11 protein-coding genes, 1 pseudogene and 2 riboswitches are annotated in these 15,135 nt (G+C 42.3%); of the genes and pseudogenes, 1 reads left to right on the plus strand and 11 read right to left on the minus strand.

Features of this window, described 5'->3' with window-relative positions:
• Positions 1 to 53: 53 nt before the first annotated feature.
• From HRJ06_RS09970 to HRJ06_RS10010, 9 genes and pseudogenes are all read right to left on the minus strand, one after another.
• Complete coding sequence (locus tag HRJ06_RS09970; protein ID WP_174732583.1) at positions 54 to 1,301, minus strand: homoserine dehydrogenase; 1,248 nt, start codon at positions 1,299 to 1,301, stop codon at positions 54 to 56.
• A complete protein-coding gene (gene metX / locus HRJ06_RS09975; protein WP_338421074.1) occupies positions 1,283 to 2,413 on the minus strand; it encodes a homoserine O-acetyltransferase MetX in 1,131 nt (376 codons plus the stop codon). Before metX ends, HRJ06_RS09970 begins: the two co-directional genes overlap by 19 nt.
• Entirely contained in the window at positions 2,382 to 4,097 is a 1,716-nt protein-coding gene (acsA, locus tag HRJ06_RS09980; RefSeq protein WP_174732585.1) for an acetate--CoA ligase, read from the minus strand. The genes metX and acsA overlap by 32 nt, the downstream gene beginning before the upstream one ends.
• A complete protein-coding gene (locus tag HRJ06_RS09985) occupies positions 4,069 to 4,836 on the minus strand; it encodes an ABC transporter ATP-binding protein (protein WP_174732869.1) in 768 nt (255 codons plus the stop codon). Before HRJ06_RS09985 ends, acsA begins: the two co-directional genes overlap by 29 nt.
• Before the next feature lie 14 nt (positions 4,837 to 4,850).
• The gene (locus HRJ06_RS09990) at positions 4,851 to 5,687 is read right to left on the minus strand and encodes an ABC transporter permease (RefSeq protein WP_174732587.1); all 837 of its coding nucleotides are present in this window, start codon (positions 5,685 to 5,687) and stop codon (positions 4,851 to 4,853) included.
• Between the two features lie 47 nt (positions 5,688 to 5,734).
• Complete coding sequence (locus HRJ06_RS09995; protein ID WP_174732589.1) at positions 5,735 to 6,718, minus strand: aliphatic sulfonate ABC transporter substrate-binding protein; 984 nt, start codon at positions 6,716 to 6,718, stop codon at positions 5,735 to 5,737.
• 32 nt (positions 6,719 to 6,750) lie between these two features.
• Positions 6,751 to 8,547, minus strand: a complete 1,797-nt coding sequence (locus HRJ06_RS10000; RefSeq protein WP_174732591.1) for a PLP-dependent aspartate aminotransferase family protein — start codon at positions 8,545 to 8,547, stop codon at positions 6,751 to 6,753.
• Between the two features lie 184 nt (positions 8,548 to 8,731).
• Positions 8,732 to 8,842, minus strand: a riboswitch (SAM riboswitch).
• Between the two features lie 193 nt (positions 8,843 to 9,035).
• A riboswitch (SAM riboswitch) is annotated at positions 9,036 to 9,146 on the minus strand.
• 105 nt (positions 9,147 to 9,251) lie between these two features.
• A pseudogene (locus HRJ06_RS10005) lies at positions 9,252 to 11,082 on the minus strand (ABC transporter ATP-binding protein).
• Entirely contained in the window at positions 11,083 to 12,804 is a 1,722-nt protein-coding gene (locus tag HRJ06_RS10010; protein ID WP_174732595.1) for an ABC transporter ATP-binding protein, read from the minus strand.
• 338 nt (positions 12,805 to 13,142) lie between these two features.
• Between HRJ06_RS10010 and HRJ06_RS10015 the strand changes: the two genes are divergently transcribed.
• Positions 13,143 to 13,913, plus strand: a complete 771-nt coding sequence (locus tag HRJ06_RS10015; RefSeq protein WP_174732597.1) for a FixH family protein — start codon at positions 13,143 to 13,145, stop codon at positions 13,911 to 13,913.
• Between the two features lie 42 nt (positions 13,914 to 13,955).
• Here HRJ06_RS10015 and HRJ06_RS10020 read toward each other — a convergent pair whose 3' ends face one another.
• A complete protein-coding gene (locus HRJ06_RS10020; protein WP_174732599.1) occupies positions 13,956 to 14,522 on the minus strand; it encodes a thioredoxin family protein in 567 nt (188 codons plus the stop codon).
• 111 nt (positions 14,523 to 14,633) lie between these two features.
• Positions 14,634 to 15,131, minus strand: coding sequence for a DinB family protein (locus tag HRJ06_RS10025; RefSeq protein ID WP_174732601.1), 498 nt, complete (start codon positions 15,129 to 15,131; stop codon positions 14,634 to 14,636).
• Between the last annotated feature and the right edge of the window lie 4 nt (positions 15,132 to 15,135).

Here is a 15,135-nt window from a genome sequence, read left to right on the forward strand (position 1 = left end):
TTCAAGAGTCTCTCACCATTAATCTACAATCTACAAAGGTTCTTTATCAGACTCTAATTAAAAAATGCTAGCGATGGAGTTTCTTGTTCTTTCAGGTGATATTCTCCTAATATTTGAAAAAAGTTTGCTCTTCCATTACGCTCGCTGAAGCTTTTCACTGTTCTTTCATCAGCATTGATTATGTAAAGCCCTTTACTGCTATCAATTTTAGAGACCAATACTGTATTGTCCCTAGAGATTTCCAATGCTTCTTTTTGTATCATTAGCCATGTTTGTTTTGTCTTTTTCTGTTGGAAAACTTCTTTCACATCATTTTCCAGTCTGAAGCTCCGTTCAATAATTCTTGGCTTTACCGCATGGATTAAATCTTCAATCATTGCACTTGCAGTCGGAAGCATCCCAGCACCAGGCCCTTGCAGGTTGATCTTTCCCACGATATCTGCATAAATACTCACAGCATTTTCTACTCCTTCAACCGCATATAAGGGGTGGGATGGAGAGACCAATGCAGGACGGACAGATGCAATTATCGATTCTCCAGACTTTTCAACTGTTGCAATCAGCTTAAACCGCAGGCCAAGTTCTTTTGCTTCTAAAACCTGTTCCCTGGTAATCGAGCTAATACCTTCTCTCCATGCTGAATCCCAATCAGGCTGCCTTCCAAACGTCAATTCACTTAAGATCATTAGTTTATAGAAAGCGTCAAATCCTTGTATATCATTAGTGGGATCAGCCTCTGCAAACCCCTTTTGCTGGGCTGATTTCAAAGCAGCTTGAAAGGTCTCATTCTTCTCCCGCATTTCTGTCAAAATGAAATTTGATGTTCCATTCAGGATACCCTCTAGTTTTGTAACCCGGTTTATATTTAGAAGCTGGGTGATTGTCTGGATAACAGGAATTCCACCAGCCACGGTCGCTTCAAAACCAATTGATACACCATGCTTTTCGGCAAGTATTTTCAACTCCCCGCCATGGTGGGCAAACATCTCTTTATTCGCCGTTATTACGTGGCTGCCTCTTTTAATCATTTCCTTTAAATAAGAGAATGCAGGTTCCTTCCCGACAATAGCCTCTATCACAATGTCGAGCTCCGAAAGCTGGAGGATCTCTCTAAAATCAGTTGTTACAAGAATTCCCTCGTTAATATCCCGATCTTTTTGATGATTCTTTACCAAAATGGCTGCTATCTCAACCTTTTTCCCAAGAACAGCACTAAGCTCCTCCTGATGGGAATGGACCGTCTGGTAAACTCCTTGGCCAACCGTTCCAAATCCTAACAAGGCTATTTTAATGGTAGACATGCCTTCACATCCTTTATGCCGTTACTATTGAGTTCTTCTTTTATAATAGGCCCCCACTTGTCAAATTCCGCAAGAAATCCATCATGGCCGTAATCCGTTTCAATTTTATAGAACTCCGCTGAATGTCTTCGTTGTTTTAATTCCTGTATCACCTGGTCGATTTCGGCGGGAGGATACAATAAATCCCCCTCAAAACCTATCGCTGTGACCCTTGCTTTTACTCTTTTTACTGCTTCTCGCCACCCATTGCGGTTAAAGCCAATATCATGCAAGTTCATCGCTTGAAGCAATGTAAGATAACTATTTGCATCAAATCGGGCTGAAAGCTTTTCTCCCTGATACGTTAGATAAGATTCTATATCGTAAACTTCATTTACTTGGCGCCTGTTAAATCGCTTATTAAACAGCTTGGCGGAACGATAAGTAACCATTCCTGTCATTCTTGCAATTTCAAGTCCTTTTAAAATTGTATCGGGCTCATAATCTCCATTATTCCAATCCGGATCTTTAATGATTGCTTGTTTCCCGATCGTATTAAACGCAATGGCATAATCGCTAAGGTAGGGTGTAGCGGCTATGATTATCAAACTATCCATAAAAGCAGGATAGATAATCCCCCATTCAAAAGCTTGCATTCCACCAAGAGATCCACCTATAACCGCCCTTAGTCTTCCCACACCTAGGGTTCGGAGGGCTGCATATTGGGCATTAACCATATCCCGAACGGTTAACACAGGGAAATTAGAACGGTAACGCTGGCCTGTTTCAGGATTGACACTCATAGGGCCAGTTGAACCAGAGCAGCCCCCAAGCACATTAAATGTGATAACTTGAAACTGATTTAAATCAACATACGAACCTTGGGCGATTAGTCCGTTCCACCAGCCTGTGCTTCCATCAGTGCCCACTGTATACTGAGAGCCTGTAAGTGCGTGGCACACAAGAACGACAGGTGCTGAAACAGCACCTGCTCGTTCATAAGCTAAGACTAAGTTTTTAACTATTTCGCCATTCTCCAACAGGAAATCACCAACCGAGACAGTTCCTTCCTGATATACATATTGTCCTGCTGTAACTCTGCTATGATCGCTGATAGACTTGTTCGAGATCACGTTTCTTCAGCTCTCTTCTTAATATTTTTCCGCTTATTGGGGTTTTAGGTAATTCCTCCAAAATCTCAATTTCTCTTGGTGCTGCATGGGCAGCTAATTTCTGTTTAACAAATCGGGTTATGTCTGCCAACAGCAATTCATTCTCTACAAACCCCTTTTTAAGAACAATATAAGCTTTGACTATTTCCCCCCGAACTGGATCAGGCTTTCCGATTACTCCAGCTTCCGCAACCGCTTCATGTTCAATCAGCTTGCTTTCTACTTCAAAAGGTCCAATCCGCTCACCGGAAGAATTAATCATATCGTCACTCCGGCCTTGGAAAAAAATATAGCCGTCTTCGTCTTGATAAGCAAGGTCCCCCGAAACATACCAGTCTTTGAACGGGAAGTATGTAGAAAACTTTTCAGGATTTTTCCAGACCTCTTTCATCATCGATGGCCATGATGCTTTAATCCCTAGATGTCCGATTTCACCAGAGGGAAGCGGATTTCCGTTATCATCAAGTACCGCTGCTTTAATTCCTGGAATCGGCCTGCCCATTGAACCAGGCTTAATAGCTTGGGATGGCAGATTAACGATAAGCTGTGCACCAGTCTCCGTCATCCACCATGTATCGTGAATTCTTTTTCCTAAAGACTCGACACCCCACGTGATAACTTCTGGATTTAGTGGTTCTCCAACACTTAGAATATGGCGGAGCGAGTTTAGATTATATTGTTGTAAAAGCTTATTGCCTTCAGCTTTCAGCATTCTAAAAGCCGTTGGCGCGCTGTACCAGACAGTGACCTTCGCTTTCTCGATCACAGAATACCATGAATCAGCATTAAAACGTCCTCCATTGACCACGACCGCAGCTCCGTTCAGCCAGGGAGCAAATATTCCATAGACAGTGCCCGTCACCCAGCCAGGATGAGCTGTACACCAGTACACATCATCCTCCTTTAAATCGAGCACCCATTTACCTGTCTGATATTGCTGTATCATTGCCCTGTGCGCGTGAATAATACCCTTAGGCTTTCCGGTTGAACCGCTCGTATAGTGAATATTCAGAGGGGCCTCTAAACCAACCCACTCAATTGGAGAACCGGTTGTGTTTGTTTCGGCCAGTTCTTGGTTTAAGGAAATTTCATTTGCATCACAATCATCCGGCTCGCCTGTAATAAACACTTTTTCCAGGCATGGGAGATCCTGCTTCGGAACCCGTTTAACCAGTTCAGGATCGGAAATTAAGAAACGGCCTTCGCAATCTGAAATCCTGTCCCTTATTGCTTCTTCCATAAAAGCTTCAAAGAGAGGCCCGGCAATTGCCCCAACTTTAACTGCTGCTATCATGGCCAGGTAACAATCTGGGTGTTTGGGAAGAAAGATAAACACCACATCTCCGCTTTGGACACCATGCTTTTTCAGTACCCTTGCGAGCTGGTCGGTTTTTTCTTTTACTTCTGAAAAGGTAAGTTTATATTCTTCTTCACCATTTAAATAATGTAGAGCTACCCTATCTCCTCGCCCTTCATCTACATGCCGGTCGATACATTCATATGCCATGTTTACGTTCCCTGTTGTATGCCAGCTAAAATTCCTTTCGGCCTCTTTCCAGGAGAAACTTTTGGATTGCTCTTCATAATTCGATAGATTAGCTGCCCTTACTGCCTCTTTATTTGGCAGGAGTATTGGATTTTTCATAGTGATCCTCCTGGCTTGTTTTATTTAAGTTTAAAAAGGACAGAATTTCTTCCTTTTGTCTGGCAAGCTCTGCATCCCCGCGTGATCGAGGTCTTGGCTGCTGAACTGTTAGCTCCTTATATACCTCTCCCGGCTGTCCCCTTAAGATGATAATTCGATCGCAAAGGTAGAGAGCCTCATCAATATCATGTGTTACCAAAACCATGGTCGTTTGATATTGCTTCCATATGCTCAGTAAAAGATCCTGAAGCTGCATTTTTGTAAAAGCATCCAGTGCACTGAACGGTTCGTCTAAAAGCAATATTTCTGGTTTTGTTATCAAAGACCTTGCGATGGAAACACGCTGAGCCATACCGCCTGATAAATCTTTTGGATAGTGGCCTTCAAAGCCAGCAAGCCCTACCAGGTTTGTGAACTCCTCAGCTTGCTTCTGTTTTTTAGCTGCCCCTTTAAGGCCAAAGGCAATATTCTCAAGCGCCGTCAGCCACGGCATTAACCGGGGCTCTTGAAATATGATCCCGATATCTTTATGAACCGACTTGATTGCATTGCCGTTGACCTTCACATGGCCTGTATATTCCTGATCAAGCCCTGAGAGTACGCGGAGCAGGGTGCTCTTACCGCATCCGCTTGTTCCGAGAACACCAATAACTTCCCCTTTTTCTGCTTCTAAGCTTACGTTTTTAAATCCAGCACTTCCGTTTGCGAACGTTCTGGATATATTTTCGAGTGCTAGCATCTTCATTCTTCCCTTCAGGCTTTCTTGCCAATGCTGTCTTGCCAATGAAGCGCTCTGTCTTCTAGCTTCTTCAAAAGTGAATCAGATGTCTTTCCTAAAATCGCAATTAAAACTATGCTGGCGATCACTAGGTCAGGAGAATACGTATTTTGTCCAACAACTAGCAAGTAGCCAACTCCCTTACTTGCTCCCATGAGTTCGGCGGCTACAACAAACATCCAGCCAAGCCCAAGCCCGCTTCTGATCCCTACCAAAAATGAAGGAAGAGAGGCCGGCAAAATAATTCTCTTAATTAACTCAAAATCGGAAAAGTTGTAGATTTTACCGACTTCAATTAACTTTCGATCAACACCTTGAATACCTGAGACGATATTTAAATATACCGGAAAGAAAACACCAACAGCGATTAGTGTAATCTTTGATGGCTCAGCAATTCCCATCCAAAGAATAAAGAGCGGTACCCATGCCAATGAAGGAATTGCTCTGAATGCCTGGATAAGTGGGTCAAGCAGGTGCTCAGCTGTTTTGGCATAGCCGACTAAAGCTCCAAGAACTACAGCAGCTGAAACTCCTATTACGAACCCAAAAAAGATTCTGTATAGTGTAATTCCTACATGCCCATACAATGAACCGTCATTTACCATTTCAGCCAACTTATCAAATACAGCTGTCGGAGCCGGCATTAAATGACTTTCAAAAACACCAATGTGGCTTAGATATTGCCAGACCACGAGAAGTACAGCAGGAATGGCACTTCCTAGCAAAATACCGCGAAGCTTTCTTGGCATTTGAACACGAACCTTTGATTTCACACTGATTTGCCTTGACAATACTTCTTCCTTGCCGCTCATCTCATGACCTCCTAGTTTTATATCCGGGCTTTACGCCCGGAAAGATATTATTTGTTTATTACCTTTTCAGCGAATTTCGGATTGATTAACGAGTTGACGATCTCTTCTACGTTTGCATCCTTTTGAATAACATCACCCTGCTGCAGTACATCACCCGCAGCTGTAATCGATTGAATTTGAGCATCTCCCGGAATTGGGTTTGATAAATCCGTCCGCTCCAGCTGCTTCGCTGCAACATCTGGTTTAATCTGGGCTTGTTCAGCTAATATTTCTGCTGTTTTATCTGGATTTTCTTCCGCCCACACTCTGGCCTTTTCGTATAGCTCAATAACTTTCTCAACATACTCAGGGTATTCTTCGGCAAATTCAGAGCGTACATTTAAAACTCCATACGTATTAAAATCAGCATTACGGTAAAATAACTCAGCTCCCGTTTCCAATTCAACTTTTGCCATATGGGGATCCAAACCTGCCCATGCATCAACCTGACCGGTTCCAAGTGCAGCTGCTCCATCACCATGCTGAAGGTTGACAATTTCCACATCCGAAGCACTTAAGCCTTCTTCATTCAGGGCACGCAGAAGGAAGATATACGGATCAGTTCCTAATGTAGCGGCTACCTTTTTCCCTTTTAAATCTTTAACAGACTTTATGTTGGAATCTGTAGTGACAAGCGCTGTCCACTCTGGCTTAGAGTAGATATATACACTTTCGATCGGAGATCCTTTGGCTTTTGCCATTAAAGCAGCCGCTCCTGCCGTTGACCCAAAATCAACACTTTTGCTATTAAGAAACTCAAGGGCCTTATTACTTCCTTGGCTAAGTACAAATTCAACTTCTATTCCTTCTTTTTCAAATGCTTCCTCTGCCCAGCCATTTTCCTTCAAAACAAGGCTCACTGGAGAATAATACGCATAATCCAGAACTATTTTTTCAGGTTTAACCTGATCTTTTCCACTTGCATTATTTGAACAGCCTGCTGCTGCAATAGTTACTATTGCTGCCAATAAAACGTAAATTAACTTTTTCATCATCGTTTCTCCCTTGAAATAATATTTTTTAGTTAGATCTCACAAGCAAAAGTAACGATTGAACCTCTTAGCCTTTGGGCTTCCTTATAGGTACAGCGGTTATGAACAACATCTAATCCAGCTTCGCCAGCAATTCTTGCTGCTTCTGGAGAAATAACGCCTTCTTGAAGCCAGAATACTTTAACGTCCGCGACTGCAGCTTCCTTAGCAACCTCGATGGCTGCCTCAGGGCTTCTGAATACTTGAACTACATCAATGGCAAATGGGATTGAAACTAAATCAGGGTAGGCCGTCTCCCCAAGAACCTCTGTTTCACGTGGGTTTACTGGAACAATTTTATAGCCTAGGCGCTGCATTTTACGAGCCAGCCTGTTGCTCGGTCGCGATGGATTGCTGCTTAGCCCAACAATCGCCAGGGTTTTTGCCCGCTGTTGTTCTTTTCCTTCAACAACCTCTTTGACGAACGGAGATTGAAGTGCCCAGCGTATCACACCTTCATCATTTACCGTGATTTCAGCTTGCTCTCCATTGGAGGAAAGACCAGTCGCTGCGTGGATCGCTTTATCCAAATCATTTGCTATATCTCTGATTGATTCAATTCCAACTGATAGCCTGATTAATTCCTCTGTAACTCCAGTTAACTCAAGTTCTTCAGCACTCAGCTGCTGATGAGTGGTCGATGCAGGGTGGATGATCAATGACTTTGCATCCCCGACATTGGCAACATGAGACCAAAGGGCAACATTATCAATCAGCTTTTTACCAGCATCCCGACCTCCTTTTATTCCAAAGTTCACGATAGAACCGAAGCCGTTTTGCAGGTATTTTTTTGCTAGTTCATGTGATTGGTGATTTTCCAGTCCAGGATAGGAAACCCACTCAACAGCTGGGTGGCCGTTTAAATACTCAGCTAGCTCTTGTGCATTACGGTTGTGTTTCTCCACCCTCAAGTGAAGAGTTTCTAGTCCTTGTATTAAATTGAATGCATTATACGGGCTTAAACATGAACCAAAGTCTCTCAAAAGCTGTACACGAAGCTTAGTGCTGAATGCCAATGTTCCGAAGTCAAAGGCATAACGGATGCCGTTATAGCTTTTGTCAGGTTCAGTAAATGCTGGGAACTTTTCACTATTCCAGTTGAAGCGCCCGCCATCGACTACCAGGCCGCCGATTGTTGTCCCATGGCCGCCAATCCACTTTGTAGCCGAATGGATGACAATATCAGCTCCCCATGTGATCGGTTTGCAAACATATGGCGAGGCGAATGTGTTATCGATAATGAGCGGAATCCCCGCTTCATGAGCAATGTTTGCAACATTTTCTACATCCAGCACCTGCAGGCTTGGGTTTCCGATAATTTCACCATAAAGTGCTTTTGTTTTTGGTGTAATAGCCTTACGGAAGTTCTCCGGGTCCTTCGGGTCTACAAAGTGAACTTTAATTCCATAGCGTGGAAGAGTAGTAGAAAATAGATTATATGTACCACCGTATAAATTAGTAGCTGCTACAATTTCATCTCCTGCACTCGCAATATTCATAATTGAAAGGGCAATCGCGGCCATTCCTGATGAAGTTGCAACCGCTGCGACCCCATCTTCCAGAAGGGCAATCCGTTTTTCAAGCACATCCACTGTCGGGTTACCAATTCTAGAATAAATATTTCCTGGCTCATCTAGCGAAAATAGGCCTTGAGCATGATCAGTGTTGTGGAATACATAAGAGCTAGTTTGATATATAGGTACAGCCCTTGACCCTGTTGTCGGATCAGGCGATTGCCCGCCGTGTAGTAAAACAGTTTCCAAATCATAGCTTTCAAATTGCTTAGTCATTTTAAATTTCCCCCTCATAGGTTATCTGATCTAACGTTATTATTTCCTTCTAAATAAACCTGTTTACTTGGTTTAGTTCAAACACAGTATCTCCTTCCAGATAATTGGATGGTGCCTGTCACCTTCCAATTAACTGGAATGAAAAAAGAACCCTCTTTGATAAGAAGAGGGTTCTTTATGCCTCCCCTTATCTTTCAGACGAATTTCGTCTGCAGGAATTAGCACCTTTTCAAGGATCACCTTGAAGGTTGCCGGGCATCATAGGGCCTATTCCCTCCGCCTCTCTGGATAAGAGTCTTTATTCAATTAATGCGTTAATTGTTTAATCTATAAAACTAATCTTAGTTGACCTAAACGGTAAAGTCAACCATAAAGTGAAATTTTTACCACACATCCAATTACTGATCTTCACATCTAGAGTAACTCCCCTGGAGCTTGTGACACATTAAAAAGAGCCCTCCTGATAAGAAGAGGGCTCTGAATTCCTCCCCTTATCTTTCAGGCGAATTTCGCCTGCAGGAATTAGCACCTTTTCAAGGATCACCTTGAAGGTTGCCGGGCATCATAGGGCCTATTCCCTCCGCCTCTCTGGATAAGAGTTATATATAATTTTCTGAATGTTTTAATCATTATTCGTTGAGACTGATTTTATTATACTTTGACACATATGTCAACTATTAATTTATTATTTTATCAATATGCCTTTAGCTGCCTTCTGGGGATGGGACAAAAGAATTGGCATTGCCTTTTAGCTGACTGTTAAACAGCTCTGAATAGAACCCTTTCTGGTTTAGTAACTCTTTGTGTGAACCTTTTTCAATGATTTTCCCCTCTTCGATTACTAGGATTTGGTCTGCTTGCTGAATTGTATTCAGCCGGTGTGCAATAATGAAGGATGTTCTTCCTTTCATCAATCTTTGAAGCGCTTCTTGAATTTTTAATTCTGTTATTGTATCAATACTACTGGTGGCTTCATCGAGTATTAAAATGGAGGGATCGGTAAGAATTGCTCTTGCAATTGATAAAAGCTGTCTTTGGCCTTGGCTAATTCCGCTGCCTTCCTGGTCTAATAATGTATCATATCCTTGAGGAAGCCTCATAATAAACGAGTCCGCATTGGCTAATTTCGCCGCCTCTTCAACTTCTTCATTATCAGCATCAAGGCGCCCATAGCGGATGTTCTCCCTAATTGTTCCCTGGAATAAATACGAGTCCTGCAGGACAAAAGCCATTTGCTTTCTTAGGCTATTTCGCTTAATCCTTGATAGCTCGTATCCATCCATCAGGATCGTACCATCATCTGGTTCATAAAACCGGGACAATAAGTTAATGATGGTTGTCTTGCCGGCGCCCGTTGGCCCTACCAGTGCAACAGTTTCGCCCGGGGCAACGCGAAAGTTGAGACCGGAAACGACATCAGTTTCTTGTCCATATGAAAAGGTAACTTTTTTGAACTCCACTTCCCCCTTTAAAAGAGAGACACTTTTAGCCCCCTTTTCATCGGAACTTTCTTCTTCCTCATCTAATATAGCAAACACTCGATTGGCTCCAGCTACGGCTGACAGAAGTGTATTAAACTGGTTGGATAAGTCATTAAGAGGTCTAGTAAACTGTCGTGAATATTCAGTGAACACAACAATTATACCAATTGAAATGGATCCATTTAAAGCCAGGATCCCCCCAACCGCCGCTACAATGGCAAAGCTCAGATTATTTAGCACGGTCATCAGCTTAGGAATAAATCCGGCATAAGTTTGTGCCCAATAGCCAGCCTGCTTTAAGCGTTCACTCTTCTGTAAAAATTCTCCGACAACACGATGTTCCTGAGAAAACGTTTTAATTATCCTTTGTCCGGAAATGGTCTCTTCAATATAACCATTTAACTCCCCTAGATTTAGCTGCTGTTCTTTATAGAGACGGCCTGTCCTTCCGGTAATCCATTTCATCCCAAAGAACATTAAGGGGACGATCGTAAGTGTCACCAGGGTTAATAATGGACTAAGCCATAGCATTACGGCAATCGTTCCGATTAGTGTCAAAACACTGGAAATAATTTGTATTATAGAACTATTTAGTGTTGTACTAACGTTTTCGATATCATTAGTAACTCGGCTCATTAGCTCTCCATGCTGCCGCTTATCAAAAAAGTGGATCGGCAGGCTGTGAAAGTGCTGAAATAAAAGGCTTCTCATTCGGTATATTGTACTCTGAGCAATTCCAATCATCCAGAAGTTCTGCAGCCACAGTGCAAGAGAGTGTAAAAGGTAAACGGCTGTTAAGCCAGCCAAAAGAGTGAACAGCCCATTTGACTTGCCTTCGACAATATAATCATCTATTGCCATCCCGATCATGTAAGGGCCCAGCAGTCCGAGTGCTGAGCTGGCCGCCACCATCAACAGGACCAAGAAGAGCATGCCCTTTTGGACAGAAAAACCCCCAAATTCTCTTTAATGTTCCGCCCAGTTTAGAAGGCTTGAGTACTTCCCCTTTTGGTTTTTCTGATTTAGACTGGAAAGAGTGCCTATTACTTCTCATTTAATTGGCACTCTCCTTTCCAAACTGGGATTGATAAATATCTCTGTAAAGATCTGAGTTTTTCATTAGCTCCTGAGGGCTGCCCTCCGCCAGCAAGCTGCCATCATCGATAAGCAGAATTTTATCCGTTTTCATGGCTGTGCTGATTTTTTGCGTAATAATAAAGGTTGTACACGTATACCCCTTAAGGGCTGCAAGCAGCTTTCGTTCTGTTTTTAAATCCAACGCACTTGTGCTGTCATCTAAAAGTAAGATTTTCGGCCTCCTGACCAGTGCTCTGGCAATAGAAAGCCTCTGCTTTTGCCCTCCTGACAGATTTACTCCCCTTTGGCCTAAAAGTGTATGATATTTTTCCGGTAATTTTTCAATGGTCTCATGAATCTGGGCATTTTCAGCTGCTGTTTTCACATCTTCATCCGTTGCATTTTCTTTGCCCCAAACAATATTTGATTTCACACTTCCAGTAAAAAGCAAGGCTTCCTGCGGAACATAACCCAATTGCATGCGCAGTGTCTCGAGCGGAATATCCCTGACATCTTGTCCATCAACAAGAACTTCACCGGCAGTCACATCGTATAACCTGGGAATCAGCTGAAACAAGGAGGTTTTCCCTGATCCTGTTGCTCCCATTAGAGCCACTGTCTGACCAGAGTTTACCTTGAAGCTTATGTCCTTTAAAACAGGTATCGTGCTTTCCGGATAATGAAAGGATACAGACCGGAATTCAATCTGCCCATTCATTCCTTTATTGGAGATCATGTCACCAGAATCTTTCAAATCAACATCTTCTTCAAACACTTCGGATATCCGGCGGGCTGAAGCCCCTGCCCTAGAAAACACCATAATAATAAAAGAAAACATTGAAAAAGCAGTTGTAATTCGTGCAGCATAATTGACGATAGCAACTAATTCTCCTACCTGTATTCCCCCTGTATTGATTTCTGCTGCACCATACCAAAGGACTACAATAACTCCAAGATTCATGACAAACAGCAAGATTGGGATTGTGGTTTCCGTTAAACGCAGGGCTTTTACTGTGCCAGCCATTAAGTTTTGATTAGATTCTTCAAATCTATTTTCCTCATGCTCTCCTCTTGCGAAAGCTTTAATCAGCCTCATTCCAGTCAGGTTTTCGCGCATAACTCCGTTCACTTTATCCAAGCGTTTCTGTACATTTCCAAACAGACCTGCTGCTTTCTTCATTGCCCATACTAAAAAAATAATTAAAGGTGGCACTATAATGGCAAAAATCAATGCCAGTTTGACATTGACCAAAAAGGCCATCACTATACCGCCAATCACCAATAAAGGAGCACGAATTGCGATCCGCAGACTCATAAATAAGGTATTTTGCAGCTGATTCACATCATTGGTCATTCTTGTTATGAGTGAGGCATTGGAAAATGTATTAAAATTGGCGAATGAAAATGATTGTACTTTTTCAAATAAATGTTTCCTAATATCAAATCCAAAATTCTGGCTTGAATGTGCTGCAAGAAAGGAGTTTGTAATCCCCGCGGCAAAGGCAAGGATTGAGGCAGCCATCATGACTGCTCCCCAAATGATGATGACATGCATATCCCTTTCCATGATCCCATCGTCAATAATCTTGGCCATCAATAGTGGTTGAGCCAGTTCAACTGCAAGTTCGATCAGCATCAATGAGAGTGCAGCCGCCATTGGCAGCTTGTATGGTTTTAAGAAGGTAAAAATGGTTTTCATAATCTCATAAGGCCTCCGCAGTGGTTTTATACCCGTTTATCTTCAAAGGCTCCCGAGTAGGTGGATAATATTTTTCGCATCTCGAATTAGAATACTATTATCATACCTCTTTCTAGTTGCTTTTTAAATAATTAGAATACTCCAGAGAGAAGCCTGTTCTTCAGTCTTACAAGGGACTTTTCCTGTTTATTTAACGTATAATAATACCTGTTGTTTAAAAAATGGTTAAAAGTCATAAAATCGTCACTATTGAAAGGCACCCTTACTGAATAAATGAAGTAGCCTTTCCTATATAGCTAAGTTGTCTATAATTAAAATGATTTGAAGGAGTATGTTAAATGAACAGATTAATTTTACCTTATATTTTATTGGTGTTTATAGCGGCTGGATGCGGAACCTCCGGTGAATCCAATCAGGCTGGAGAGCCCGAAACAGTACCGGAAATGCTTGAAGTGGAAGTCCGTATAAATCCAGAACAGATCAATACTGGAGAAGAGGTTACAATAGATGCAGTCGTTACACAAGGTGAGACGCCTGTTGAAGATGCTGACAGTGTCAAATTTGAAATCACCTCAGAAGGTCTGGAAGAGGGGATCATGCTTGAGGGAAATCATCAAAGTGATGGTATTTATTCTGTTAAGAAAAGATTTGATCAGACAGGTGTCTACACAGTGATTGCACACGTAACTGCAAGAGACATGCATAATATGCCTAGTCTGGAGTTTACCGTCGGTTCTCAGGAGACCGATACAGCTCAAGAGCAGCACAGCCATAAGAGTGCAGATGATGGAACGAACGAGGACCATCATCATCATTCCGGAGTATCAATCGTTCAAACCACTGGTGAAATTAACGCAGGTGAACAAACACTATTAACAGTAAGCATCTCCCAGGATGGAAACCCCCTCTCAGATGCTAGTGTGCGATTTGAAGTATGGGGTGATGAGGAAACAAAGCATGAGTATATTGATGCAGCTGAAGTTTCCGGAAAGGCTGGCCAATATCAGGCTGCCAAGGTTTTCCCAGCCGCTGGACGTTACCATGTAATTACACACCTGAAAAAAGATAAACTGCATGACCATTTAGTTGAGGAAATAATTGTGCAATAATTTAAACAGGAGCTAAACCCATTGGTTAAAGCTCCTGTTTTTTTATTCTATAAGCTTTTTTAGTCTTTGTTCTATACTTAAGGAAATATCCTCCCATAAACTGAGATTTGTTTTAAACTGATCAGTGAGTTTAGGAATTATTTCTTTAAATGCAGCCTCATAACCCGGCGCCTCTTTTGACGGCAAGGTTTCTTTCAGCTGCCCTACAATCTCTTCCGCTAGCGCCGACCTCGGTCCCCAGCTTGCAATTTCATTCCCATCTCTGTCCATAAATACAATTATCGGAATCGAACGGGACTTTCCATTCGTTAAGTACCGATCCATTAATTCTAGATTTTCATCCCTGATGAAATACTTTGCTTCAATTAAAGCTTCGTTAGCCACTCTCATAAATATGGGCAGGTTCACCATTGCATCCCCGCACCAATCCGCTGTCAAAACCAATGCCTTAAGCTCCTGTTTCTGGAGACCGCGCAAGAAACTGAGCTGCTCTGCTCCCATTTCAAAGGAATTATAGATAAAGAGAAGGTTTTCACGGTTGATCTTCATTCCACTTATGTATTCCTCTTTTGATAGTCCTTCACTAAACCAGTCAGACAAGGCTTTCATTTTATTAATCTCCTTTTTCACGATCATTTTCTTCTTTCTTCAAATTGCTTTGTGCAAAGTAAAAATTTAAAAGGGCGGCACGACAACCCGGCCCGCCCTTTTTCAGGACTTCTAATTAACCTCTGTACTAGCTAATTCTGCTTTGATTTCTTCGATCTGTGCTATATGCCGTTTTTCATGGATTCCGATAAACTCTGCAGTCTGCTTTAGGCTTAAAGGACCGAGCACCGGATGCTGAAGAGACTTTGAAGCAAGTGTTTGATCATCTGATTTGCTTAAAAAAGCTGCTGTATTATCTCTTGCCCGATCAAGCCTTGCAGCAAGTTCCTCAAAGGTAAAGTAATCTGATTTCGGCTCTATTGGAGCTTTTACTTTTACTGAACGATCTGTATACTTCTCCAAATTTCTTTCTTTAACAGGCCCTTCGTCACTGCTGCCTTCTTTTTCTAACAATGATACAAAGAAGCGTTCAGTCTGAGCTAAATGGTATAACACCTGGGAAATGCTCCAACGATCCTCGGCTGGCTTTCGGTTCAGCTGCTCATTCGATAATCCATCGATACTTGAATATAAGTCCTCGCGAGTTGCCTGCAGTCTATTAATAATCAATTCA

The organism is Mesobacillus harenae (assembly GCF_013343715.1).
Taxonomy (GTDB): Bacteria; Bacillota; Bacilli; order Bacillales; family Cytobacillaceae; genus Mesobacillus_A; species Mesobacillus_A harenae.

What these genes read in the sequence shown, in the direction of transcription:
- HRJ06_RS09970 (WP_174732583.1), bottom strand. Translation starts at nt 1,301, where the DNA reads ATGTCTACCATTAAAATAGCCTTGTTAGGATTTGGAACGGTTGGCCAA.
- acsA (WP_174732585.1), bottom strand. Translation starts at nt 4,097, where the DNA reads ATGAAAAATCCAATACTCCTGCCAAATAAAGAGGCAGTAAGGGCAGCT.
- HRJ06_RS09985 (WP_174732869.1), bottom strand. Translation starts at nt 4,836, where the DNA reads ATGCTAGCACTCGAAAATATATCCAGAACGTTCGCAAACGGAAGTGCT.
- HRJ06_RS09990 (WP_174732587.1), bottom strand. Translation starts at nt 5,687, where the DNA reads ATGAGCGGCAAGGAAGAAGTATTGTCAAGGCAAATCAGTGTGAAATCA.
- HRJ06_RS09995 (WP_174732589.1), bottom strand. Translation starts at nt 6,718, where the DNA reads ATGAAAAAGTTAATTTACGTTTTATTGGCAGCAATAGTAACTATTGCA.
- HRJ06_RS10000 (WP_174732591.1), bottom strand. Translation starts at nt 8,547, where the DNA reads ATGACTAAGCAATTTGAAAGCTATGATTTGGAAACTGTTTTACTACAC.
- HRJ06_RS10010 (WP_174732595.1), bottom strand. Translation starts at nt 12,804, where the DNA reads ATGAAAACCATTTTTACCTTCTTAAAACCATACAAGCTGCCAATGGCG.
- HRJ06_RS10015 (WP_174732597.1), top strand. Translation starts at nt 13,143, where the DNA reads ATGAACAGATTAATTTTACCTTATATTTTATTGGTGTTTATAGCGGCT.
- HRJ06_RS10020 (WP_174732599.1), bottom strand. Translation starts at nt 14,522, where the DNA reads ATGAAAGCCTTGTCTGACTGGTTTAGTGAAGGACTATCAAAAGAGGAA.